22 protein-coding genes are annotated in these 22,413 nt (G+C 68.3%); 7 read left to right on the top strand and 15 right to left on the bottom strand.

Features of this window, described 5'->3' with window-relative positions; genetic code table 11:
• Positions 1-87 precede the first annotated feature (87 nt).
• From E0H73_RS29075 to E0H73_RS29045, 7 genes are all read right to left on the bottom strand, one after another.
• Positions 88-825 carry a hypothetical protein gene (locus E0H73_RS29075; protein ID WP_131361794.1) on the bottom strand — a complete coding sequence of 246 codons (738 nt, stop codon included), beginning with the start codon at positions 823-825 and terminating at the stop codon, positions 88-90.
• A 66-nt stretch (positions 826-891) separates the two neighbouring features.
• Positions 892-2,205, bottom strand: coding sequence for a 4-aminobutyrate--2-oxoglutarate transaminase (gene gabT / locus E0H73_RS29070; protein ID WP_131361793.1), 1,314 nt, complete (start codon positions 2,203-2,205; stop codon positions 892-894).
• Positions 2,202-3,011, bottom strand: coding sequence for an ABC transporter permease (locus tag E0H73_RS29065; protein ID WP_131361792.1), 810 nt, complete (start codon positions 3,009-3,011; stop codon positions 2,202-2,204). The genes gabT and E0H73_RS29065 overlap by 4 nt, the downstream gene beginning before the upstream one ends.
• On the bottom strand, positions 3,011-3,859 hold the full coding sequence (locus tag E0H73_RS29060) for an ABC transporter permease (protein ID WP_131361791.1): 849 nt from the start codon (positions 3,857-3,859) through the stop codon (positions 3,011-3,013). Before E0H73_RS29060 ends, E0H73_RS29065 begins: the two co-directional genes overlap by 1 nt.
• On the bottom strand, positions 3,856-5,067 hold the full coding sequence (locus tag E0H73_RS29055; RefSeq protein WP_131361790.1) for an ABC transporter substrate-binding protein: 1,212 nt from the start codon (positions 5,065-5,067) through the stop codon (positions 3,856-3,858). The genes E0H73_RS29060 and E0H73_RS29055 overlap by 4 nt, the downstream gene beginning before the upstream one ends.
• Positions 5,068-5,096: 29 nt before the next feature.
• On the bottom strand, positions 5,097-6,173 hold the full coding sequence (locus E0H73_RS29050; protein WP_131361789.1) for an ABC transporter ATP-binding protein: 1,077 nt from the start codon (positions 6,171-6,173) through the stop codon (positions 5,097-5,099).
• Complete coding sequence (locus E0H73_RS29045) at positions 6,170-7,606, bottom strand: aminobutyraldehyde dehydrogenase (RefSeq protein ID WP_202867608.1); 1,437 nt, start codon at positions 7,604-7,606, stop codon at positions 6,170-6,172. Before E0H73_RS29045 ends, E0H73_RS29050 begins: the two co-directional genes overlap by 4 nt.
• A 104-nt stretch (positions 7,607-7,710) precedes the next feature.
• Between E0H73_RS29045 and E0H73_RS29040 the strand changes: the two genes are divergently transcribed.
• Positions 7,711-8,478, top strand: coding sequence for a FadR/GntR family transcriptional regulator (locus E0H73_RS29040; protein ID WP_238164351.1), 768 nt, complete (start codon positions 7,711-7,713; stop codon positions 8,476-8,478).
• The gene (locus tag E0H73_RS29035) at positions 8,479-9,159 is read left to right on the top strand and encodes a cache domain-containing protein (protein WP_131361787.1); all 681 of its coding nucleotides are present in this window, start codon (positions 8,479-8,481) and stop codon (positions 9,157-9,159) included. It begins immediately after the preceding gene.
• Here E0H73_RS29035 and E0H73_RS29030 read toward each other — a convergent pair.
• Positions 9,152-10,384, bottom strand: coding sequence for a D-arabinono-1,4-lactone oxidase (locus tag E0H73_RS29030; protein ID WP_131361786.1), 1,233 nt, complete (start codon positions 10,382-10,384; stop codon positions 9,152-9,154). The two genes, E0H73_RS29035 and E0H73_RS29030, sit on opposite strands and share 8 nt — an antisense overlap.
• A 209-nt stretch (positions 10,385-10,593) precedes the next feature.
• Between E0H73_RS29030 and E0H73_RS29025 the strand changes: the two genes are divergently transcribed.
• On the top strand, positions 10,594-11,592 hold the full coding sequence (locus E0H73_RS29025) for a YdcF family protein (protein WP_131361785.1): 999 nt from the start codon (positions 10,594-10,596) through the stop codon (positions 11,590-11,592).
• Here the strand turns inward: E0H73_RS29025 and E0H73_RS29020 are convergent.
• Genes E0H73_RS29020 through E0H73_RS29010 form a run of 3 tightly spaced genes read right to left on the bottom strand, consistent with a single transcriptional unit; the run spans position 11,589 to position 13,594 of the window.
• Positions 11,589-12,077 (bottom strand): NUDIX hydrolase, encoded by a 489-nt coding sequence (locus tag E0H73_RS29020; RefSeq protein WP_272949163.1) that lies wholly within the window; start codon positions 12,075-12,077, stop codon positions 11,589-11,591. The two genes, E0H73_RS29025 and E0H73_RS29020, sit on opposite strands and share 4 nt — an antisense overlap.
• Before the next feature lie 42 nt (positions 12,078-12,119).
• The gene (locus E0H73_RS29015; RefSeq protein ID WP_131361783.1) at positions 12,120-12,884 is read right to left on the bottom strand and encodes a sulfite exporter TauE/SafE family protein; all 765 of its coding nucleotides are present in this window, start codon (positions 12,882-12,884) and stop codon (positions 12,120-12,122) included.
• Positions 12,881-13,594: a FadR/GntR family transcriptional regulator gene (locus E0H73_RS29010; protein ID WP_131361782.1), complete on the bottom strand. Its 714-nt coding sequence runs from the start codon at positions 13,592-13,594 to the stop codon at positions 12,881-12,883. The genes E0H73_RS29015 and E0H73_RS29010 overlap by 4 nt, the downstream gene beginning before the upstream one ends.
• Positions 13,595-13,709: 115 nt before the next feature.
• On the opposite strand from E0H73_RS29010, the gene E0H73_RS29005 reads away from it, so the two are divergent.
• The 3 genes from E0H73_RS29005 to E0H73_RS28995 are packed head-to-tail and all read left to right on the top strand — an operon-like array spanning position 13,710 to position 17,487.
• Positions 13,710-14,957, top strand: a complete 1,248-nt coding sequence (locus E0H73_RS29005) for an SLC13 family permease (protein ID WP_131361781.1) — start codon at positions 13,710-13,712, stop codon at positions 14,955-14,957.
• Positions 14,958-14,962: 5 nt separating this feature from the next.
• Complete coding sequence (locus E0H73_RS29000) at positions 14,963-16,114, top strand: CaiB/BaiF CoA transferase family protein (RefSeq protein ID WP_131361780.1); 1,152 nt, start codon at positions 14,963-14,965, stop codon at positions 16,112-16,114.
• Positions 16,111-17,487 carry a carboxyl transferase domain-containing protein gene (locus E0H73_RS28995; RefSeq protein WP_131361779.1) on the top strand — a complete coding sequence of 459 codons (1,377 nt, stop codon included), beginning with the start codon at positions 16,111-16,113 and terminating at the stop codon, positions 17,485-17,487. Before E0H73_RS29000 ends, E0H73_RS28995 begins: the two co-directional genes overlap by 4 nt.
• A gap of 44 nt (positions 17,488-17,531) precedes the next feature.
• Here E0H73_RS28995 and E0H73_RS28990 read toward each other — a convergent pair whose 3' ends face one another.
• The 4 genes from E0H73_RS28990 to E0H73_RS28975 form a co-directional block, all read right to left on the bottom strand.
• On the bottom strand, positions 17,532-18,029 hold the full coding sequence (locus tag E0H73_RS28990; RefSeq protein ID WP_131361778.1) for an AAA family ATPase: 498 nt from the start codon (positions 18,027-18,029) through the stop codon (positions 17,532-17,534).
• The gene (locus tag E0H73_RS28985; RefSeq protein ID WP_238164350.1) at positions 18,026-19,261 is read right to left on the bottom strand and encodes an MFS transporter; all 1,236 of its coding nucleotides are present in this window, start codon (positions 19,259-19,261) and stop codon (positions 18,026-18,028) included. Before E0H73_RS28985 ends, E0H73_RS28990 begins: the two co-directional genes overlap by 4 nt.
• 175 nt (positions 19,262-19,436) lie before the next feature.
• Positions 19,437-20,954 (bottom strand): WD40 repeat domain-containing protein, encoded by a 1,518-nt coding sequence (locus E0H73_RS28980; RefSeq protein WP_131361777.1) that lies wholly within the window; start codon positions 20,952-20,954, stop codon positions 19,437-19,439.
• 157 nt (positions 20,955-21,111) lie between these two features.
• Positions 21,112-21,417, bottom strand: coding sequence for a hypothetical protein (locus tag E0H73_RS28975; protein WP_131361776.1), 306 nt, complete (start codon positions 21,415-21,417; stop codon positions 21,112-21,114).
• Between the two features lie 200 nt (positions 21,418-21,617).
• Here E0H73_RS28975 and E0H73_RS28970 point away from each other — a divergent pair, with 200 nt between their 5' ends.
• Positions 21,618-22,397: an SDR family NAD(P)-dependent oxidoreductase gene (locus E0H73_RS28970; RefSeq protein WP_131361775.1), complete on the top strand. Its 780-nt coding sequence runs from the start codon at positions 21,618-21,620 to the stop codon at positions 22,395-22,397.
• The last annotated feature ends 16 nt before the right edge of the window (positions 22,398-22,413 follow it).

Here is a 22,413-nt window from a genome sequence, read left to right as displayed (position 1 = left end):
GACGTGTCGGACGATCGACGCATCGCACCGCGCTCTCTGAGCCTGGCGAGCGTCCTGCCCTGGCCGACACCTCCTGTCGAGCTGCACTCAGATCGGAATGCCGGGGGTGCGCGGCTTCTTGAGGTCGCGGCGTGTGACGACAGTCAGCCAGGCGGCCGCGGCGACGAAGATGGCCGCGAACAGCCAGAAGGTCTCGGCCGCGCTCGGCGAGAGGACATCTGCGAGGACGAAGACCGCGACTGCGGAGAGCAGCCCGGCGAAGAGCATTCCCACGCTCAGGACGAGGGTGGCTTCCATGGCCCGGGTCGGGGCGGCGCGGCGGCGTCGCAGCCGCCAAGCGCAGGTGCCGATCACGAGCAGGCCGCTGGAAGCCAGGATCAGCGCCAGCATGTCAGACGGCTCGCGCGCGTCGTCCAGGACCTTTCCGGTCTCCTGGGTGGCGCCTTCGGCCGCGATCTCGATCAGCCGACCGCGCCAGATGGTGCCGGTCACCTGGTCGCCCTCGTCGAGTTGATCCAGGACAGGGCCGCTGTGCCCGAACCCCGTGTTCCACCTGGCGCCGGACGCGTCGGTCAGGACCGCGCTGCGGTCGCCCCTCTTGTACTCCGGAACGTCGTGGATCTCGGACGCGGTGAACTCCTCCGTCCAGCGGCATTCGGCCGGTGCGGACGGAGCGGCCGGGCAGCGCGGCGCGACCTCGTAGGCGTGCAGCTCGCGGGCGCTGTGCGGCGCCACCACTGCGGCGAGGTCGGTAGCGACACCGACCATGGCCACGCCGCCCAGAAGAACGAATATTGTCGTGACAGTTTTGTCGAGGATCCCCACAGCTCCAAGATGCGCTCGAGAGGGTCCGGGGTTGAGTTCCTGCCGCTGTGATTCGCGCGACACTCCCTAGCGCGCGTCGAACACCTTCGCGAGCAGGCTCAGAGCCTCGCGCAGAAGCTCCGGCGGCATCACGAGCGGCGGCAGGAACCGCAGTACGTTGCCGTAGGTTCCCGCGGTCAGCACGACCATCCCCTCCGCGTGACACGCTCGAGCGATTTCCCCGGTCGCGACCGGGTCGGGATCGCCGACGCTGTCGACCAACTCGATGGCGATCATCGCGCCCCGCCCACGGACGTCGCCGATGATCGGGTGTCGGGCAGCCAGGTCGCGCAGCGCGGGCAGCATGATGTCGCCGATCTCCCGCGCCCGGGTCGGCAGATCCTCGGCTTCCATCATCGAGATCGCCGCCAGCGCAGCCGCACACGCCACTGGGTTCCCGCCGTACGTGCCACCAAGACCACTCACGTGCGGCGCATCCATGATCTCCGCGCGCCCGGTCACCGCGGCCAGCGGCAGACCGCCCGCGATGCCCTTGGCCAGTGTGATCAAATCCGGTACGACGTCCTCGTGCGAACACGCGAACAGGTCGCCGGTCCGCCCGAACCCGGTCTGGATCTCGTCCGCAACAAACACCACGCCCTGGGCCTGACACCACTCAGCCACCGCCGCCAAGAAGCCCGGCGCAGGTACGACGAACCCGCCCTCACCGTGGATAGGTTCGATCACCACACACGCGACGTTCGACGCACCGACGTACTTCTCGATCGACGCCACCGCCCGGGCCGCGGCCTCCGGTCCACTCAGCCCGTCCCGATACGGGTACGACGTCGGCACCCGATAGACCTCGGGCGCGAACGGCCCGAAACCGTCCTTGTACGGCGCGTTCTTCGCCGTCATCGCCATCGTCAGGTTGGTCCGCCCGTGGTACCCGTGGTCGAACACCACCACCGCGTTCCGCCGAGTATGAGACCGCGCGATCTTCACCGCGTTCTCGACCGCCTCGGCCCCGGAGTTCAGCAGCACGGACCGCTTCTCGTGGTCCCCGGGCGTGATCTGGTTGAGTGCCTCGCACACCTCGAGATAGCCGGCGTACGGCGTGACCATGAAGCAGGTGTGGGTGAACCGCGCCACCTGCTCCTGCACCGCGCTCACCACCTGCGGCGCCGCGTTGCCGACGTTCGTGACCGCGATCCCGGACCCGAGATCGATCAACTGGTTGCCGTCGGCATCCACCACGATCCCGCCACCGGCCTCGGTGACGAACACCGGCAGCGCGATCCCGATCCCGCGCGCGACCGAGCGCCGTACCCGCGCCATCAACTCGATCGACCGAGGCCCGGGAATCTCCGTGACCAGCTTGCGTTCCTGCGAGATCGTCATCGTCCAGCCCCCAATGGTTCCGCGTCGCCCGAGAGTTTCTGTGCCAGCCAGACGGGGATCACCGAGAACACGATCAGCGCGGCCGCGACCACGTTGACGATCGGCGCCTGGTTCGGCCGGAACAGGTTGTTGAAGATCCAGATCGGCAGCGTCTGCTGATTCGCGCCGGCGGTGAACGTGGTCACGATGATCTCGTCGAACGACAGCGCGAACGCGAGCAGCCCACCGGCCAGCAGCGCCGACCGGATCAGCGGGAACGTCACCAGCCGGAAGGTGGTGAACCCGGACGCACCGAGGTCTGCCGACGCCTGCTCCAGATGTACGCCGGTCCGCCGCAGCCGCGCGATCACGTTGTTGAACACCGTCACGATGCAGAACGTCGCGTGCGCGATCACGATCGTGCCGAACCCGAGTTCGAACCCGAAGATGGTCCGGAACGCGTTGTTCAGCGCGATCCCGGTGACGATGCCCGGCAGCGCGATCGGCAGGATCACCAGCAGCGACACCGAATCGCGGCCGTAGAAGCTGAATCGCTGCAGGGCGAACGCGATCATCGTGCCCAGCACCAACGCGATCACAGTCGCCACCAACCCGACCCGCACACTCACCCAGAGCGCATCCAGCGCACCTTGGCTCTCGGCCGCGCGCCGCCACCACTCCAGGGTGAAGTCCCGCGGCGGCCAGGCGAACGTCTTGTTCACGTTGAACGAGTTCACCAGGACCAGCAGCAACGGGATGTAGATGAACGCGAGGATCACGATGGTGAGGATCCGCAACACCATCCTGGTCGGTCCGGAGATCGTCATCACAGGCTCTCCATCGCTCCGGTACGGCGTACCGCGGCCAGGTACCCCAGCATCACCACGACCGGGATGGTGGCGACCGCGGCCGCGAACGGCAGGTTGTTGGCCGCGCCCACGTTGTCGTACACAACGTTGCCCAGCAACTGATTGGTGCCGCCGACGATCCGGACGGCGATGTAGTCGCCCAGCGTCAGGCTGAACGTGAAGATCGACCCGGCCACCATGGCCGGCACGACGACCGGCACGATCACCCGCCGCAACGTCTGAGTCGTCTTCGCGCCGAGATCGGCCGATGCCTCCAGCAATGAATCCGGCAGCCGTTCGAGACCGGCGTAGATCGGCAGGATCATGTACGGCAGCCACAGGTAGGCCAGCGTCACCACTGTTGCGGCCAGCCCGAACCCGGGCGACTGCAGCCCGACCGCCTCGAACATCGTCGACACCAGCCCACCCTCGGCGAACATCCCGCGCCACGCGTACGCCTTGACCAGATAGCTGGCCCACAACGGCATCAGCACCGCTACCAGCAGGAACCGGCGCAGCCCCGGGCGCGCCACCTTCGACATGTACAGCGCGATCGGGAACGCGACCACCGCATCGATCAGAGTCACCAGCAGGGCGACCCCGATCGTGCGCAGCGCGATGGTCCGGTACACGTCGACGGTGAACAGCGTCCGGAAACTGTCCAGCGTCCACTCCCGCTCGATCAGCCCGGTGAAGCTGTTCTGCGACCAGAGGGCGGTGACGAACAACGCCGCCAACGCCCCCAGGTACGCAACCCCGAGCCACAAGATCGGCGGCCCCAGCAACAACCCCAACCGAACCCGCGGGTGGCGATGAAGACTGCTCATCCCTTGATCTGCGTCCAAGCCTGGGTCCACCGGCTGTAGTCGGTGCACTTGACGTCGGTGCGGCCGTCGAGGCATTGCTCGATCGGGGTGGTCCAGTACCAGATCTTCTCCGAGTAGGCCTCGTCACCGGCGTGGAACGTGGTGCAGTGATTCTTGTCCGCGGTTTGCGCGCAGGCCTTCGCGTTGGCCGGCGACTCGCCGAAGTACTCGGCCACTGCCGCGTTCGCCTGCGGGCTGACGATGTGGTTCATCCACAGGTAGCCACAGTTCTTGTTCTTCGAGGTGGCGCTCAGCATCCAGGTGTCGGACCAGCCGGTCACGCCCTCGGTCGGGACGGTGACCTGCACCGGGACCTTCTCGCCGGTCGCGACGTTCGCGATCACCTGCCAGGTGGTGCCGACCACCGAGTTGCCGCTGGTGAACGCCTGCACCTCCTTGAGGTAGTCCGACCAGTACTCCGACACCAGCGTCTTCTGCTGCTTGAGCAGATCCACGGTCGCGGTGAACTGCTTCTCGTCCAGCGCGTACGGGTTCTTGATCCCCAGATCAGGCTTCGTCGCCATCAGGTACATCGCGGCATCGGCGATGTAGATCGGTGAGTCGTACGCCGTCACCGCACCCTTGTACGGCGAGTTCGCGTCGAAGACCACGCCCCACGACGTCGGCGCCGGCGTCACCTTGTCGGTCCGCCACATCAGCAGGTTCGCGCCGTACCCGTGCGGTACGCCGTACATCTGTCCCTTCACCGAGTTCCACGGGCGGTCCTTCAGGAACGGGTAGACGTCGGCGTAGTTCGGGATCAGGTCGGTGTTCACGGGCTCCACCTGTCCGCCCGCGATCAACCGCAGCGACGCGTCGCCGGAGGCCGACACCACGTCGTACTGGCCGGTCTTCATCAGGCTGACGGCCTCGTCCGACGTACCGAACGTCTTCACCGTGACCTGGCAGCCGGTCTCCTTCTCGAACGACGAGACCCAGTCGACCTTCGGGTCGTTCGAGCCGTCCTCGGCGTACCCGGGCCAGGCGAGCACGCTGAGCTTGCCCTCCCCGGCTCCGAGCGTGTCGAGTTTCTTCAGGTCCGGTGGGGTGAACCCGCTCGTCCCGGCCGCCCCGTCACTGGAACTGTCGTCGGAACCACCGGACGTGCCGCACGCTGCCACGATCAGAGCGAGCGCTGCCAGGCTCGCCGCCGCACTGAGTCTCTTCATCCAAAGCTCCTTGCCAAAGGGTTAGGGCACTAGGCGGAACCGCCGATCTCGACGGTGTGTTCGCGGCGCCAGCTGAGGCGGACCTGGGCACCCCGAAGCGCGAGCTTGTCCTGCACCGAGCCCTGCTGGTTCTGCTGCAGGACGATGAGCGAGCCACCGGCGTCCAGGTCGACCACGGTCTGCGTGGCCGAGCCGAGGTACACCACTTCGCGGACCACACCGGTGGCGGTACAGCTCCCCGGAACGGCGTCGGCGGTCCGGGTGTGCATGTCGATCTTCTCGGGCCGGACGGTGAACAGTCCCGGCGTACCGAGGATTGCGGAGGCGACGTCACCCTCGAGCAAGTTGGACGTACCGACGAACCCGGCGACGAATGCGCTCGCCGGGTGCTCGTACAGCTCGGCCGGACCGGCCAGCTGCTCGATCCGGCCGCCGTTGAACACGGCGATCCGGTCGCTCATCGTCAGCGCCTCCTCCTGGTCGTGGGTGACGAACACGAAGGTGATGCCGACATCACGCTGCAACGCCTTGAGCTCGAGCTGCATCTCCCGGCGCAGCTTCAGGTCGAGGGCTCCGAGCGGCTCGTCCAGCAACAGCAGTTTCGGGCGGTTCACCAGTGCCCGGGCCAGCGCCACGCGTTGCCGCTGGCCACCGGACAGCTGGCTCGGCCGGCGGTCCCCGAACCCCTCCAGCCGGACCGTCTCCAGCGCCTCGAGGGCCCTGGTACGGCGCGACCGCCGGTCGACACCCTTCACCCGCAACCCGTACTCGACGTTCTGCTGCACGCTCATATGCGGGAACAGCGCGTAGTCCTGGAAGACCGTGTTCACATCCCGCGCGTACGGCGGCCGCTCGGTGACGTCGACGCCCCCGAGCAGGATCCGCCCCGCGGTGGGCGCCTCGAAGCCGGCGATCATCCGCAGCACGGTGGTCTTGCCGGAACCGGACGGGCCGAGCATCGAGAAGAACTCACCCTCGGCCAGGTCGAGGTCGACACCGTCCACCGCGGCGACCTCGCCGAACATCTTCCGCAGGCCGCGCAGGCTGACCGCCGCCGCCGTGTCCGGCGGCGTCTCGGTCGTCACCTGCTCGCCCAAGCTCGTCATCCGATCGCCGACATCACGTGCTTGACCCGGGTGTAGTCCTCGACGCCGTACAGGGACAGGTCCTTGCCGTGCCCGGAGTGCTTGAAGCCGCCGTGCGGCATCTCGGCCACCAGCGGGATGTGCGTGTTGATCCAGACGCAGCCGAAGTCGAGGGCCGCTGACATCCGCAGTGCCCGCGAGTGGTCGGTGGTGAACACGCTCGACGCGAGACCGAAGCGCACGCCGTTGGCCATCCGCAGTGCCTCGTCCTCGTCGCTGAAGGACTGCACAGTGATGACCGGACCGAACACCTCGTCCTGGATCATCTCGTCGTCCTGCTGCAGCCCGGTGACGACGGTCGCGTCCAGGAAGTACCCGTCGGCAAGGGCTCCGCCGGACCGTTCGCCACCCAGTGCGATCGAGCCGTGCTCGGGCATCCGGGCCAGGAAGCCGTGGACCCGGTCCAGCTGCAGGCTGCTGTTCAGTGGCCCGAACAGCGCGTCGCCGTCGTTCGCGAGTCCGGGGCGCGCGTTCGATCGTGCCCAGTCGACCAGGGTCTGCACGAACTCGTCGTGCACCGAGGCATCGACGATCACCCGGCAGGCCGCCGTACAGTCCTGGCCGGCGTTGAAGTAGCCGCCGACCCCGATCGCCTCGGCCGCCGCGGCGAGGTCCGCGTCGGCGAAGACGACGGCCGGTGCTTTGCCGCCGAGCTCGAGGTGCGTGCGCTTGAGGTCGAGAGCGGCCGTACTGGCGACCTCGGAACCGGCCCGGGTCGAGCCGGTGATGCTGACCTGGCCGGGGACCGGATGCGCAACCACGGCCTGCCCGGTTGCACGGTCACCGCAGACGACGTTGAACACGCCGGGCGGCAGCACCTCAGCCGCGAGCTCTGCCAGCATCACCGTCGTCACCGGCGTGGTCTCGGCCGGCTTCAGGACCAGCGTGTTGCCGGCGGCAAGGGCCGGGCCGAACTTCCAGACCGCCATCATCATCGGGTAGTTCCACGGCGTGATCTGGCCGACGACGCCGATCGGTTCGCGGCGGACCCAGGACGTGTGACCGGCCAGGTACTCGCCCGCGGACTTGCCTTCGAGCAGCCGTGCCGCGCCGGCGAAGAAGCGCAGCTGGTCGACCATGACGTCGAGTTCCTCGGAGCGGGTCAGCCCGAGCAGCTTGCCGGTGTTCTCCGACTCGGCCGCGACCAAGGTCTCGGCCTCCGCCTCGACCCGATCGGCGAACCGCAGCAGCGCGCGTTGCCGCTCGCTCGGAGTCGCCCCGGCCCAGCCGGGGGCAGCGGCATCCGCCGCCCGGTACGCCTCGTCCACGTCCTCGTCGCCGGACAGTGGCGCCGTACCGAAGGCCTTGCCGGTGGCCGGATCGACGAGCTCGCTGGTAGCGCCGCTGAGCGCGTCTCGCGGCGTTCCGTTGATCAGATTCCGCACAGTTCGCATCGCGCACACTCCCTGGCCGGGGACTGTCTCTGGTGGCCGTAAACATATGAAATCAGATGTTAAAGTTCAAGACGTCGGTGAGAATGTTCCGGAGTTGTGTCCGGGTGACCGAGAAAGGCAGGGGCGGGATGGCGCTGCGGTTCTACGGCAGTGGCGCGGCGGCGGTGTTCGCACCGCTGGAGACGCTGAGCCGCTCGGAACTGGTCGAGCGCCGCCTGACCGACGCGATCGCGCTGGGCCTGCTGCCGGACTCGGAGCAACTGCCGGGCGAGTCCGACCTGGCCGGCATCTTCGGCGTCTCCACCACCACGGTGCGCGAAGCCCTGTCGTCACTGCGGTTGCGCGGCCTGATCCAGACCCGGCGTGGGCGGGGCGGTGGCAGCTTCGTCCGGGCGCAGGAGGAGATGTCCGCCGCGATCGTCCGGGACCGGCTGGAGGAGTTGAGCCTCGCGCAACTTCGCGATCTCGGCGACCACTACAGCGCCATCGCGGGTACGGCGGCCAGACTCGCAGCCGAGCGTGCGACGCCGGACGACGTACAGCGCCTCGGCGGAGTCTGCGACAGCCTGGAGAACGCGGAGGGTCTCGGCGCCCGTCGTCGCGCGGATGCGCAGTTCCACATCGAGGTGGCCGCGACCGCGCAGTCCACCCGGCTGTACCGGGCCGAGGTGAGCCTGCAGGCAGAGGTCGGCACGCTGCTCTGGCTCGCGTTCGGCGACGACGAGAGCCATCGCCGGACCGTGCAGAGCTGCCGGGATGTCGTCGCGGCGATCGAGCGAACCGACGGTGACGCCGCGCGGACGGCCGCTGAGGAACGCGTCGCAGACTCGACGGCACGGCTGATCGACCTCAGACTTGCCCTGGAGGACTGAATGAGTACTCACCTTGCGTCAGATGCCGTCGTGGAGCAGGTCGGTGCTGTGGTGGGCGAGGCCTTCGGGCTTGCCGACCGGATCGCAGCGGAGATCGGTGCCGTCTTCAACGATCAACCGACGGTCCGGCGCGGCGACCTCGGTGCGGTCACGACGCTCGTCGGCCCGGCCCTCGAGGATCCGGACGGTCTGATCCAGGGCGCGGGATTCGTCGCGGCCGTCGACACGTTGGCCGACTCCCGCTGGTGGCTGGAGTGGTTCATGCTGAGCAACGGCTCGGCCGAGCGCCTGATCGTCGACACGGATCCGCGCGGCGAGAACTTCTACGACTACGGTTCCCTGCCCTGGTACGACGTACCGCGGACCACCGGCCGCCGCCACATCACCGGGCCGTACGTCGACTACCTCTGCACCGACGACTACACCCTGACCTTCACCGTGCCCGTCGTGGTCGACGACCGGTTCGTGGGCGTGGCCGGCGCGGACGTCCGGGTGTTCACCTTCGAGAAGGCGATCCTGCCGTGCCTGCGGGCGACCCACCGGAAGGTTGCCATCGTCAACGACCAGGGCCGGGTCGTGCTGAGCAACAGCGCCCGCCACGTGAGCGGGACCCTGCTGCGCGCACCGTCACCGTCGTACCGGATCGAGGATCTGCCGCTGTCGGTGGTCGATCTCAGCTAGGCAGGTAGGTGTCCAGGTAGGGATTGCGGAACTTGCCGGCCGGGTCGTACTTCGCCGCGAGTGCGATGAAGTCGGGCACCTTCGGATAACGCGCCCGGAGCAAGGCCGCGTCGGCGGCGAAGACCTTGCCCCAGTGCGGCCGCACGTCCAGCGGGTCGAGGGCCTCCTCCAGCGCGGTCACGACCGGCCGTACGGCGGCCTCGTCCTGGATCCAGGTGAAGTGCAGGGCGACCGTGTCCCGGCTCTGGCTCGGACTCAGCCACAGCTCGTCGGCGGCGATCGTGCGGACCTCGGACACCTGCAGGACCGGTGTGAACTGGTTGCCCAGGGCCCGCAGTATGTCGAACGCCTCGGCCGCCCGCTCCCGCGGGACGAAGTACTCGGACTGCAGTTCGTCGCCGTTGCTCGGGGTGAACTCGAGCCGGAAGTGTGGGAGCCGCTCGTTCCACGGACCCGGCATGCCGCCCTGCTGGGTGGCGTAGTCGGCCGGCATCACCTTGATCGGATGACGGGGGCCGTCGGCAACCTTCGCGCCGAGCCAGCTGGTCTCGATCGGCTCGTGGCCACGCTGCTTGCGCCACACCATCACGTCCGGATCGACCCAGTCCGTGAACGCGCTGACGCTGTACGCACTGCCCATCACGTCATCGAAGTCCGAGGCCAGCCGCTCCACCGGCAGACCGTCGTACACGACCTGGCTGATCTGGTACGACGGCTGGACGTCGAGCGTGAGGCTCACAGTGACACCGAGGGCGCCGAGCGAGACCACTGAGCCGGCGAAGTCCGGATCGTCGCGGGTCAGCGTGACGAGCTCGCCGGACGCGTCCACGAACGTGATCGCGTTGACCGCATCCGCGAGCGGACCGTTGGTGTCGCCCGAGCCGTGGGTGCCGGTGGAGCAGGCACCGGCCACCGAGATGTGCGGCAGCGAACCGAGGTTGTGCAGCGCGAGCCCTTGGGCCTCGAGCGCCGCCGTGATCTCGCCGTACCGGAGTCCGGCGGAGACCGTCACTCCACGCTCGCCGACCTCGATCACCTGCGGCAGGTCCGCGACACTGACCAGCGTGCCGGCGCTGTCGGCGATCCGGTTGAACGAGTGCCCGGTGCCGAGCACGCGCAGCTTCTCACTCGTAGCGACGAGCTCCTGCAGTTCCCCGACCGACCCCGGCCGCTGCAACGCGCTCGCAAAGCTGACGTTCCCCGCCCAGTTCGTGACATCTGTCATGAAGTGCCCTTCCTCGCGCGCCGGTCCCGGCACGACTCTCGCACATCACCAAGGGTTGGAGGTGCCCCGGCCGGCGGCAAGCACTTCTCCGACGGCCCGTCGGCGTCGGCGAAGTACGCGGCCAGCCGGACCTGCACAAGGCATCGATCTCGTCACTGACCAGCCTGGCGTGAGCGACCGGGCGCCATCAGATGGTTTGATGGCGCCCGATGCTCATCTCGTTCGGAATCGCCGGGTTCTGGTTCCTCGTCTTCGCACTCAGCTTCCTGCACGACCGGCGGCTGTTCCGCAACGGGATCTTCCTGGTCCTCACGCTGATGTTCGCCGGGATCGGGGTGATCTTCGCGCTCGACTCCGTCAGCGGCACCGCCGCGCGCTGGCTGGTGCTGGCGATCGTGGTCGCCATCCCGGTGGCGATCGTGGTGCTCGCGATCTTCCTCGTGATCAACGGCGTCACGATGCTGCGCCGGGAGGGCCGCCGGCCGGCCAACCTGCTGTCGCTGCTCGCCGGTCTTGGCATCATCGGGCTGGTCATCTTCGGCATCGCGGTCCAGCAGCTCAGCTGGGAACCGCTCGATGCGGTGCGGTCGATCCTGGTCGGGGTGCTGACCTACATCTCGTTCCTGTTCGTCTGTTTCCTCGCCTACGCATTCGTCTACAGCCGGGTGCGCTCGTCCCGGAAGGTCGACTTCGTCGTCGTACTCGGGTCCGGGCTGCGCGGCTCGCGGGTCCCCCCGCTGCTGGCGAGCCGACTGGACCGGGCCAAGCAGGTGTACGAGCGGGCCATCCGCAAGGGCCGCTCGCCGATGATCATCACGTCCGGCGGCCAGGGTCCCGACGAGGATGTGCCCGAGTCGCACGCGATGGCGTCGTACCTGATCGACCGAGGTGTGCCGGAGGACCGGATCCTGCGTGAGGACCGGTCGACCAGTACGACGGAGAACCTGACCTGCAGCCGGGAACTGATGGTCAGCCGGGTGCCGGCGTACCGCTGCCTGATCGTGACGAACAACTTCCACGCCTTCCGGGCCGCACTCACCGCCCGCAAGGTGAAGGTCAACGGCCAGGTCGTCGGCTCCCCGACCGCCGCCTACTACTGGCCGACGGCAACGATCCGCGAGTTCGTCGCGATCTTGTACTCACACAAGTACATCAACGGCGGCATCTGCCTGCTGATCACGGCCGGAGCAATCCTCCAGCACGTCTAGGACCAGAGTTCGAACGGCTCGTCGATCTCGTCCCCGGCCAGGAACGACGTCAACAGCCCCGGCAGGTTGCCCGGATAGAACACCTCCTTACTCGCCTCCACGTCGGCGACAGGCCACCAGCGGAAGCCGAAGTAGTCCTCTTTCTCGTAGTCGAACCGCTCAGTCTCGTCGACGTCCGGTCCCGGCCTGTCGAGCCTGACCTCGCACACGACCTCGTGCTGGAGGTGGCGTACGTCGCGATGACGGAAGGACGCCGTACGTCGCCAGGTCGGCGTACTCACCTGGTCAGGGGTCGCCCGGATCCCGGTCTCCTCGCGCAGCTCGCGTACTGCGGCGTCCAGCGGCGTCTCGCCCTCGTCGATTCCGCCGCCGGGCAGCTCCCACCACTCGCCCAGCTCGGGCGCGCTCACCTCACGCGTGTGGAAGAGCAGTATGCGGTCGTTGCTGTCACGAACGACGAGACGGACGGCGTCGCGCTCGAGGATCGGCAGATCTTTCGGTAGCTCGATGATGGGGAACCTCCGTTGTCAGCGCAGCATCAGGACCGCGGCAATGATTCCGGCGAGCACGATCAAAGCACGCAGCAGTCCGCTCGGGAGGCGGCGGCCGATGTGGGAGCCGACGTATCCACCGACGACCGAGCCGGCGGCCAGGAGGGCGGCGGCGGTCAGGTTGAGGTCGGCGACGAAGACGAAGATCACGCTCGCGACGAGGTTCGCAGCCAACAAGGCAAGGGTCTTGAGGGCGTTGACGATCCGTAGTTCCAGGTCGAGGCCAAGTCCGAGCACGGCCATCATCATCACGCCGGCGCCGGCACCGAAGTACCCGCCGTACACACCGGTGAGCGCGGCGAAGAAGGTCGTCGCCGGTGACATCCTCGTCCGCTCTCCGGCCGGCTGCTCGTGCCGCGACCGGAGCCAGGTCGAGATCCACGGCTGGACGCCGACGATCAAGCAGGTGAAGAGGATCAGCCACGGCGCCGCCGCGGCGAACACGTCCGCCGGCAAGGCCAGGAGCAGCGCGGCACCACCGATCGCTCCGATCGCGCAGGTCAGGACGACGGCGATCGTGTGCGGTCGCGGCACCTCACGGAGCTCGCGGCGATAGCCGATCGATCCGCTCAGCGCGCCCGGCAGCAGGCCGACCGTGTTCGACGCGTTGGCGACCACCGGCGGGATCCCGAGCGCGATCAGGACCGGGAAGCTGATCAGCGAAGCAACTCCGACAGTCGAGGTGAGCAACCCCGCCCCGAGTCCCGCAGCGACAACGACCAGATGCTCCGGCCCCGTCACGACTGCTCGCGGAGCAGAGCGACATCGGACACCCGCATCACGTGTTCATGCATGGCCCGGGCAGCGGCATCCGAGTCGCCGGCCTCGATCGCGTCTGCCACCCGGCGGTGCCCGGCCAGCGACTCACGCGGTCGGCCTGGCTGGGACAACGACTCCAATCTGGTCTCGCGCACCAGGTCGTGGATCGCCGCCATCATCTGCGCGAGTAACTCCGACCGCGCCGCCACGGTGACCGCGCCGTGGAACTGCTCGTCGGCATCCACCCCACGCCCACCGGCCTCGATGTCACGTTCCATCTCCACCAGCGCCGCCCGGATCGCCTCCAGATCAGTCTCAGTACGACGGGACGCGGCCAGCGCGGCCAGCTTCGACTCGAGCGCGTCTCGCGCCTCGATGATCTCGGGCAGCCGGTCGGCGTGCGCACGGATCGCCTCGATCACCGGACCGGTCCGCGCCCGCTCGGTCAGCACAGTCCCGTCGCCGTGCCGAACCACCACTGCACCGATGACCTCCAGCGCGACCAGCGCCTGACTCAACGTCGCCCGGCTGACCCCGAGCCGCTGCGCCAACTCACGCTCCGGCGGCAGCCGATCCCCGGGCCGTAACCCGTTCTCGGTGATCCAGATGCTGATCTGATCGGCGACCTGCTCGTACAGGCGGGACCGCAGTACCGGACGGGGCGGCGGACGGTGAGGCGTCGGCGAGTCCATGCCGGACAGGATATTGACAACTGGATCATTGGGCTATTGGCTAGGCCACTGGACCACATACTGTGACCAATCAAGCACACTGACCTCTTCGACCGCCCCGGAAGAAGGACCTGTCATGGGACCAGAGTGGGTTGCGATTCTGGCGCTTGTCGCGCTGTTCGTGGTGGGAACGCTGCTACCGATCAACATGGGCGCGCTCGCGTACGTCGCGGCGTGGCTGGTCGGTGTGTACTCGCTGCACCTGAGTGAGAAGGAGATCCTGGCCGGTGTCAGCGGCGATCTGATCCTCACGCTGATCGGCGTCACCTATCTGTTCGCGATCGCCAAGAACAACGGCACCGTCGACCTGATCGTCGCCAGCGCGGTCAGAGCCGTCGGCGGGCGGGTCGCGCTGATCCCGTGGGTGATGTTCGCCGTCACCGCCGTTCTGACCGCGATCGGCGCCGCGAGTCCGGCCGCCTGCGCGATCATCGGCCCGATCGCCCTCGGCTTCGCCGCGCGGTACAAGATCAACCCGCTGATGATGGGCATGTTCGTGGTACACGGCGCCCAGGCCGGCGGCTTCTCACCGATCAGCATCTACGGCACGATCACGAACTCGGTGATGGCGGACAACAAACTGCCGTCCAGCGAACTGACGATCTTCCTGTCCAGCCTCGTGGTCAACCTGGTGCTGGCGGTCATCCTGTTCGTGGTGCTCGGCGGCCGCAAGCTGATGTCCCAGCGCCTCGACGCCGACGAGGCCAGTACGACGGGCCGGCGCGGCGTACGAGGGGAGCAGGTGCTCACGCTGGTTGCGTTCCTCGCCGTCGCGGTGGTCGCGCTCGCGTTCGACAAGAACATCGGCTTCGTCGCGATCACCGCCGCGGTCCTGCTGGCGATGCTGTCGCCGAACCAGCACAAGGACGCGGTGAAGCAGATCGCCTGGCCGACCGTCCTGCTGGTCGCGGGCGTCAGCACGTACGCCGCGATCCTGACCGAGGCCGGCTCGCCGGAGTTCGTCGGCAAGTGGGCCGCCGGCCTCGGCGCAGCGGTGATCGGCGCGTTGATCCTCTGCTACGTCGGTGGTGTGGTGTCCGCGTTCGCCTCGTCGACCGCGCTGCTGCCGGTGATCATCCCGATCGCGATCCCACTGATCGGCCACGGCGGGATCAGCGCCGGCTTCTTCGTCGCCGCCCTGGTGGTCGCCTCGACGATCGTCGACGTCAGCCCGTTCTCCACCAACGGCGCGCTGATGCTGGCCAACCGGCCGGACACGATCACCGAATCCCTGTACTACCAGCAGATTCTCACCTACAGCATGATCGTGGTCGCGGCCGGTCCGTTGCTCGTCTGGGCGGCGCTCGTGGCTCCGGGCTGGTGACGCGAGTGCCTGGACCGCTGGACGGCGTACTCGTCGTCGACCTGACCCGGGCGCTTGCCGGGCCACAGGCGACGATGATGCTCGGGGATCTTGGCGCCCGGGTGATCAAGGTCGAGGCTCCAGGTCGTGGAGACGACACGCGCGGTTGGGGGCCGCCGTTCGTCGGCTCCCCGGCGGAGTCGACGTACTTCCTGTCGGCCAACCGGAACAAGGAGTCGATCGCGCTCGACCTGAAGGACAACGGCGATCGCAACGTACTGCTGCGGTTGGTCGATCGAGCCGATGTGCTGGTGGAGAACTTCCGAACCGGCGTACTCGAGCGCCTCGGTCTCGGCATCGAGGCGCTACGGGAACGCAACCCGCGCCTGGTCGTGCTGTCGATCACCGGGTTCGGTCACGACGGACCCGAGGGCGGCCGGGCCGGGTACGACCAGATCGCGCAGGGCGAGGCGGGGCTGATGTCGCTGACCGGCTCCGGACCGGACGATCCACAGCGGGTCGGCGTGCCGATCGGGGACCTACTGGCCGGCATGTACGGCGCGTACGGCGTCGTCGCGGCCCTGCACGAGCGGTCGTCGACCGGTGCCGGCAGCACCGTGCGTACGTCGTTGCTGGCGGCAATTGTCGGCGTACATGCCTTCCAGGGCACGCGCTACACGGTTGCCGGTGAAGTCGGGGTGGCCCAGGGCAACCACCATCCGTCGATCGCGCCGTACGGGCTGTTCCACTGCGCGGACGGAGCGGTGCAGATCGCGGTCGGCAGCGAGGGCCTGTGGCAACGGTTCTGCGGTGCTTTCGACATCGACCCGGAGGGTTTGGCGACGAACGCCGAGCGGGTCGCGCATCGGGCTCGGCTGGTCGAGGTCATCGAGAGCGCCTTCGCCAACACCACCGGCGCCGAGTTGCTGGCGAGGCTCGCGGAGGCCGGCGTACCGGCGGGACGAGTGCGCACGCTCGACGAGGTGTACGAGTGGGATCAGACTGCCAGCCAAGGCCTGCTCATCGACGTGGACCACACGACTCTCGGGCCGCTGCGGTTGCCCGGACCGCCGTTGCGGTTCTTCACGGGTGATGACGAGACGACGCCGAAGGATCACCGGGCGCCCCCGACCCTCGACGAACATGGAGACGCGATCCGCGCTTGGCTGGACACATGAGCGCTCGCGAGCTGATCGACACCGTCCTGGACGCTGGCTCGTTCCAGCCCTGGGATCAGCCCGCGAAGCAGTCGGCGGACTCCGCGTACCAGGAGCAACTCCGCCGGGCCGCTGAGCGGGCCGGCACCGACGAGGCAGTGCTGACCGGTCGTGGCACGGTTCGCGGACGAGCGGTCGCGGTCCTGGTCAGTGAGTTCGCGTTCCTGGCCGGATCCATCGGCCAGATCGCTGCCGCACGGATCACCACCGCGGTACGGCGGGCCACCGCCGAACGGCTGCCGATCGTCGCCTCCACCTCGTCCGGCGGGACGCGCATGCAGGAGGGCGCACCCGCGTTCCTCGAGATGATCACGATCTCCAAGGCCCTGATGGCGCACAAGGCCGCCGGACTCACCTACCTCGTCCACCTCCGCCACCCGACGACCGGCGGCGTCTTCGCCTCGTGGGGCTCACTCGGCCACGTCACCGTCGCCGAGCCCGGTGCACTGATCGGCTTCCTCGGGCCGAAGGTCTACGAAGCCCTGCACGGTGAACCGTTCCCGTCAGGAGTGCAGACCGCCGAGAACCTCGCCGCGCACGGCGTGATCGACGGAGTGGTCGGGACCGCCGATCTCCCCTTCCTGCTCGACCGCGCGCTCGGCGTTCTCGTCGATCCACCGGTGCCTCCCGCGCTCCCCCGACGTACCGGATCAGCCAGGCCCGTCGACGCCTGGGATTCCGTCCAGCGCACCCGGCGACCCGGGCGGGTCGGCGTCCGGGACCTCCTGCGCCACGGCGCAACCGGCACCGTACGACTCACCGAACCCGATGCCGGTGTCCTCGTCGCACTCACCCGCCTCGACGGCCAACCGTGCGTCCTCGTCGGGCAGGATCGTTCAGGGACCAAGCCGATGGGACCGGCCGCGCTCCGGCAAGCACGTCGCGGCATGAACCTCGCGGAGGAACTCGGCCTGCCGCTGGTGACCGTCATCGACACCCCTGGCGCTGAGCTCTCCGCCGCTGCCGAGGAAGCCGGCCTGGCCGGAGAGATCGCACACTGCATCTCCACGCTGGCCACCCTCACCGTCCCCACACTGTCGGTGCTGCTCGGCCAGGGCGCCGGCGGTGGCGCACTCGCGTTGCTCCCAGCAACCACCGTCATCGCCGCCGAACACGCCTGGCTCGCCCCACTGCCTCCGGAAGGCGCCAGCGCGATCATCCACCGCGACACAGCCCACGCCCCAGAGCTCGCCGCATCGCAACACATCACCGCCCCAGACCTGCAGGCCGCAGGCACGATCAACCACGTCATCCCCGAATACGACAGCGACACTGCGCAATCCCTCGCCACCGCGATCGCCGCCGCGTGCGCGGCGTACCTGGTCCAACATTGAGACGAGCGACTGCTGCGCGCTCCCGCCACACGGCAGACTGCTGATCAGCCTCGTGCGAAGCGCTCGATTTCGCCGACGACGTGTTCCAACGGTGCGGTCGCGTCCAGTTCCAGGTCGGCCGTTGCCCGCAGCAACGGTTCTACCGATTCCTTGAACTCGATGCTGCGGGCGAGTTCCTCCGGATCCTTTCCGTACGGGTTCGTGGTCCGGTGGGTGAGCCGCTCGGCCATCACCTCCGCAGGCGCACTCAGCAGCACGACTCCGGTGAAGCGGTCGCGGAAGACACCCATGTTCGCCGCACATCCACTGACGAACAGAACGCCGTCACCGTCGTCCGCCAGCAGGTCCCGGACCTGGTCCTCCCGCCACTGCCAGTCCTTCCCCGGCTGCGACGGCGTCGGGCCGGAACCGTCCGCGCTGTCGACCCATTCCGACCACTCCGGCGAGTCGAGGTCCAGGGCGCGGTGACCCAGCTCGGCCAGACGCGCGACGACCGTGGACTTCCCGACGCCGGAGACGCTGGTCACCAAGATCCGCTTCATCGCGCCAGGCTAGTCCCCAGGCGAGCCAGTGGAGACAGGCTCAGGGCCAACGGCGACAGGAACATGCCCGCGGTCGCGAGCAGAAGCGCGATCCGGATGCCGAAGGCGCCGGCCACGGCACCGCCCAGGAGCGCACCCAGCGGGGTGAGGCCCATGCCGAGGAAGTTGATCGTCGCGACGACCCGGCCCTGGATCGCCAGCGGGGTGATGGCCTGGCGGATCGCCGTCACCGCGACGTCAACGGTCTGGCTGAAAACGCCGTACAGGACGTTGATCGCGATCAGGGCGGCGACGGTCGCCGGTCCGGAGCCGTGCAGGCCGGAGGTGCACAGCATGACGACATCGGAGATGAGAGCGGCGAAGACCACGACCCGGCCGTAGCCGAACCACCTGGGCAGCCATCCGGACAGGAGTGATCCGATCAGGACGCCGGGACCGAACGCGGCGAGAACCAATCCGACGACGGCACTCGGCAGCTCGAGCGTGCGTGCCAGGAAGAGCAGATAGACGGTGGTCAGCGCCGTGAACGAGAACTGGTAGATGCAGGTCGCGATCGCCACCGCCCGCAGCGAGCCGCCGCGGATGACGATTCGCAGACCTTCCCTGATCTGCCGGCCGAGACCGCTGGTCGCACTCGACGGCGTACTCGTCAGCCGTCGGATGCGACCGATCGACAGGCTGGAGACGGCGAAGAAGGCCGCGCCGGCCAGTACGGCGATCGGGGCGGTGAGCAACGAGGCCAGCCCGCCGCCGAGGGCCGGACCGCAGATCTGCGCGGCCGATCGGGTGGTCTCGAGCATGCTGTTGCCCTGAGCAAGCTGATCGCGTTCGACCAGCCGTGGGAACGACGCCTGTAACGCCACATCGAAGCAGACCGTGAACACGCCGACGGCGAACGCCACGACGTACAGGAACGGCATCCCGAGCATCCAGCCGAGCGGGACCGCCGCGAGGGCGAGCGCGCGGCCGAGGTCGGCGTACACCATCACGGTGCGGAACCGCCGGCGGTCGACCAGGACGCCGACGAACAGCGAGATCAGCAGAATCGGCACCTGTTGCACGGCCCGGAGCGCGCCGAGGTGCGCGGCGCTCGCCCCGAGCGAGGTCACCGCCACCAGCGGCAGCGTCACCTGACTGGCGAAGGCGCCGAACTGTGAGGCGCTCTGGCCGAGCCAGAGCCGGAGGAAGTCACGATCGGCCCACAGCGTGGGCGCCCGAAAAGACAGCGGCACGAGAAGGAGTCCCTTGAGACACCCGGGTACGGCGATACCCGGGCAGGCGATAACTCGCTGTGCCGCTCAGTGGAGGCAGCACGCGATGACGGCTGAGTCAACGCGTGCGAGATTTGCCGACCATGTCCCAACTCCTCGAAGTCGCGCTGAGCTTACCCCGGCCCTGTCGCGACCGTCAGCGGATTTTTACCGCGGCAGCAGGGCTCTTGCTCAGGTTGCGGCCGTCGCCGACCTCGACGTGGTAGCTGACGGTCTGGCCGGTCCGGACAGCAGTGTCGGTGAAGGTCTGCACGGTCGGCTTGGTCCAGGAGTACGAGCTGCGCGACCAACTGGCGACCTTGGTGGTGCCGCGGTACAGGACGTAGCTCAGCGCGATGTTGTCCGTGTCGACCACCGTAGTGAAGCTGACCGTCGACTGGTTGGCGCGCGTGCTGGACACCTTTGGCGCCGCGGGCACGGCCGGCTTGGCTCCGCCGGGAGCGTTGTCGAACCGCGTCAGGCCCTGCTGGGGCTTGCCGTTCACGGTGGTGAAGTCGCCGCCGACCCAGAGGTCGTTGCCGCCGGATGCGAACGCCAGCGGTCCGACCAGGGTCTCGCCGCCCGCGTCGGTGTTCGGGTACCAGGGGCCGAGCTTGCCGTTGATCGCGCTCTCCACCAGCAGGTGGTGCATGCCGGTCTTGTCCGGGAAGCCGCCGTCCTTGCTGCAGTCATGCGCGTGCGAGCCCTTGTAGAGCCAGTTGCCGATCACCTTGATCGCCTCGGTCGCGCCCAGGCACTGGCTCTGCCACAGCAGCTTGCCGGTCGTCTCGTCGGCCGCCAGGACACCGTCGTAGCAGCCGATCCCGCTGCCGGCGTTGGCGACGAACACCCGGCCGTCCGCGGTGTCGATGTCCCTGACCCGGCTCATGCAGTCCGGCGACGGTTCGGGGATGGCATCCGCGGCGGGCATGTCGAAGGCCGCACCGGTCGTCGGGTCGACCATCGCCAGGGCCCAGTGGTCATCGCCGTTCAGCTCGCTGAAGCCACCGCCCACGAAGACACGGGTGCCGTCGTCGGACGCCTTGAGCGCGTACACATCGTTGTCGGCATCCGGATCCCACGGCAGCAGCGCACCGGTGCTCAGCGCGACCGCTGCCACGCGGTTGCGCACCGCCTTGTCGACCCGCTGGAACGAACCGCCCAGGTAGACGGAGGTGCCGTGGATCGCCAGCGCCGCGACCCGGTAGCTCACCGCCGGATCCCAGCCGGCCACAAGCTTGCCGGTGGCAACGCTGAACATCGCGATGTGCTGCCGCGCGACACCGTCGACGGTGGTGAAGTCACCGCCGACCACAACCCACTTGCCGTCCGCGGACGTGGCGATGCTCCAGACCGCGCCGTTGAGCTTCGGCGCAAAAGCGGTCGGCGTACCGGTGGTCCGATCGAAGGCGGCCAGGTAGGTGCGGGCCGCTTCCCCCTGCCCCTCCACCTTCCCGGGCTGCCGGATCCGCGTGAACAGTCCCCCGGCGTACACCGTGTCACCCGCAACCGCGAGCGCGTTCACGCTGTCGTTGGTCTGCCACGTCACCTTCCCGACCGCGGACACGGCCGACCCGAACCCCGACATCGCGGCCGAAACCGGAGGCCCCGACGGAACCAGCGCCGCCGCAACCACAGCCGCGCCCGCGACAACTGCCAGTACAACCTTCTTCATCGACGACCTCAGACCTGACCAGAGGGCCGAACCGACCCACCCCGAACCAACCGTGACGTTACGCAGTCACACGATAACTGTCAGCTCAGGTCTCCGGTGAACGGGGTTGGCATGACGCCTGATCATCCTCGGCGCGGGCAGCCCGGCCCTCGTCGGCTCAGTCCCGCTTCACCCGCGGCCGCTCGGCGCGTCGAGCCACGACACTGCGAACGAAGTTCACCACCAACAGCACGGGCAGGAAGAAGGCCTGGAAGAACATCCAGTAACTGTCACCCTCGAAGATGAAGCCGAGATAGAGGCCGTATCCCAGAAATCCCGCCCCCGCCAAGGCGCTGAGCACCCTGGCGCCGTCCGACTGCTCGAAGCCCTTCGCCGCCGCGATGGACAGCATGGCCGCACCGCTGACGCACAGCAGCACGACGTACCACGAAAACTCCGGGTCGAGCCCGAAATCGATGTTCACGAATCCCCCACCAGGTCCGCTGACGAATGAAGCCTGCGGAACAGTACCGGACCGGACGGTCCCGTGAACACCACAGTGCATCAACGTGCAATGTTTCTGAGCCAGGCGAGAAGAGCTCACCAGGATGGCGGGGTTGCCTGTTGATAGTTAGTTGGCTAAGTTTTGTGATTAGCCGACTAACTATGCAGGAGGAGCGGGTCATGGAACTGGGGCTGAACGGCGCGGCGGTGTTGGTGAGCGGTGGGTCGTCGGGGATCGGGCGGGCGACCGCGGTGGCGTACGGGCGGGAGGGGGCCCGGGTTGCGATCACCTACAACTCGCGGAAGGACGCTGCGGAAGGGGTTGCGGAGGAGATCGAGGCGGCCGGCGGTACGGCGTACGTCGTACCGATGAATCTGAGCGAGCCGGAGACGATCGCGGCCGCGGTCGAGGCGACGGTCGGGCAGTGGGGTGGGCTGGATGCCGTCGTGGGGAACGCGGTCGACTGGGGCAACGCGGGGTTTCACGATCGGCCGACGAAGATCGAGGAGGCCAGGCCCGAGTGGTGGATCCCGGTCATGCGGGCGAATCTCGAGGGGAACTTCCACCTGGTTCAGCAGGTCGCGCCGGCGTTGCGGCGGTCGGAGCACGGGCGACTCGTGCTGATCTCCACGGACCTCGCCGAGCGCGGCATGGCGGGCGCCTGGCCGTACAGCGCGGCGAAGGCCGGTCTGCACGGACTGGTCGCCAGCCTGCAGCACGATCTCGGCCAGGACGGCGTTCTGGTCAACGTCGTGATGCCGGGCATCACCTTGGAGAACGGCGAGCACCGCGCCCTGCCGAAGCCCGCGGTGGATCAGTTCGCCGCCAGGTTCAGCGCCCGGCGACTGCCCGAGACCACTGACCTGGCCGACGCGATCGTGTTCCTCACCTCGCCGCGGACCCGGGCGATCCAGGGCGAGATCCTGCGCGTCACCGGCGGTTCGCTGCTGCCGGAGTAGCGCGGCGCGGCGCGCG

The sequence above is a fragment of the Kribbella pittospori genome, assembly GCF_004331465.1.
Classification (GTDB): domain Bacteria; phylum Actinomycetota; class Actinomycetes; order Propionibacteriales; family Kribbellaceae; genus Kribbella; species Kribbella pittospori.
This window is presented reverse-complemented; position numbering and strand designations above follow the sequence as displayed.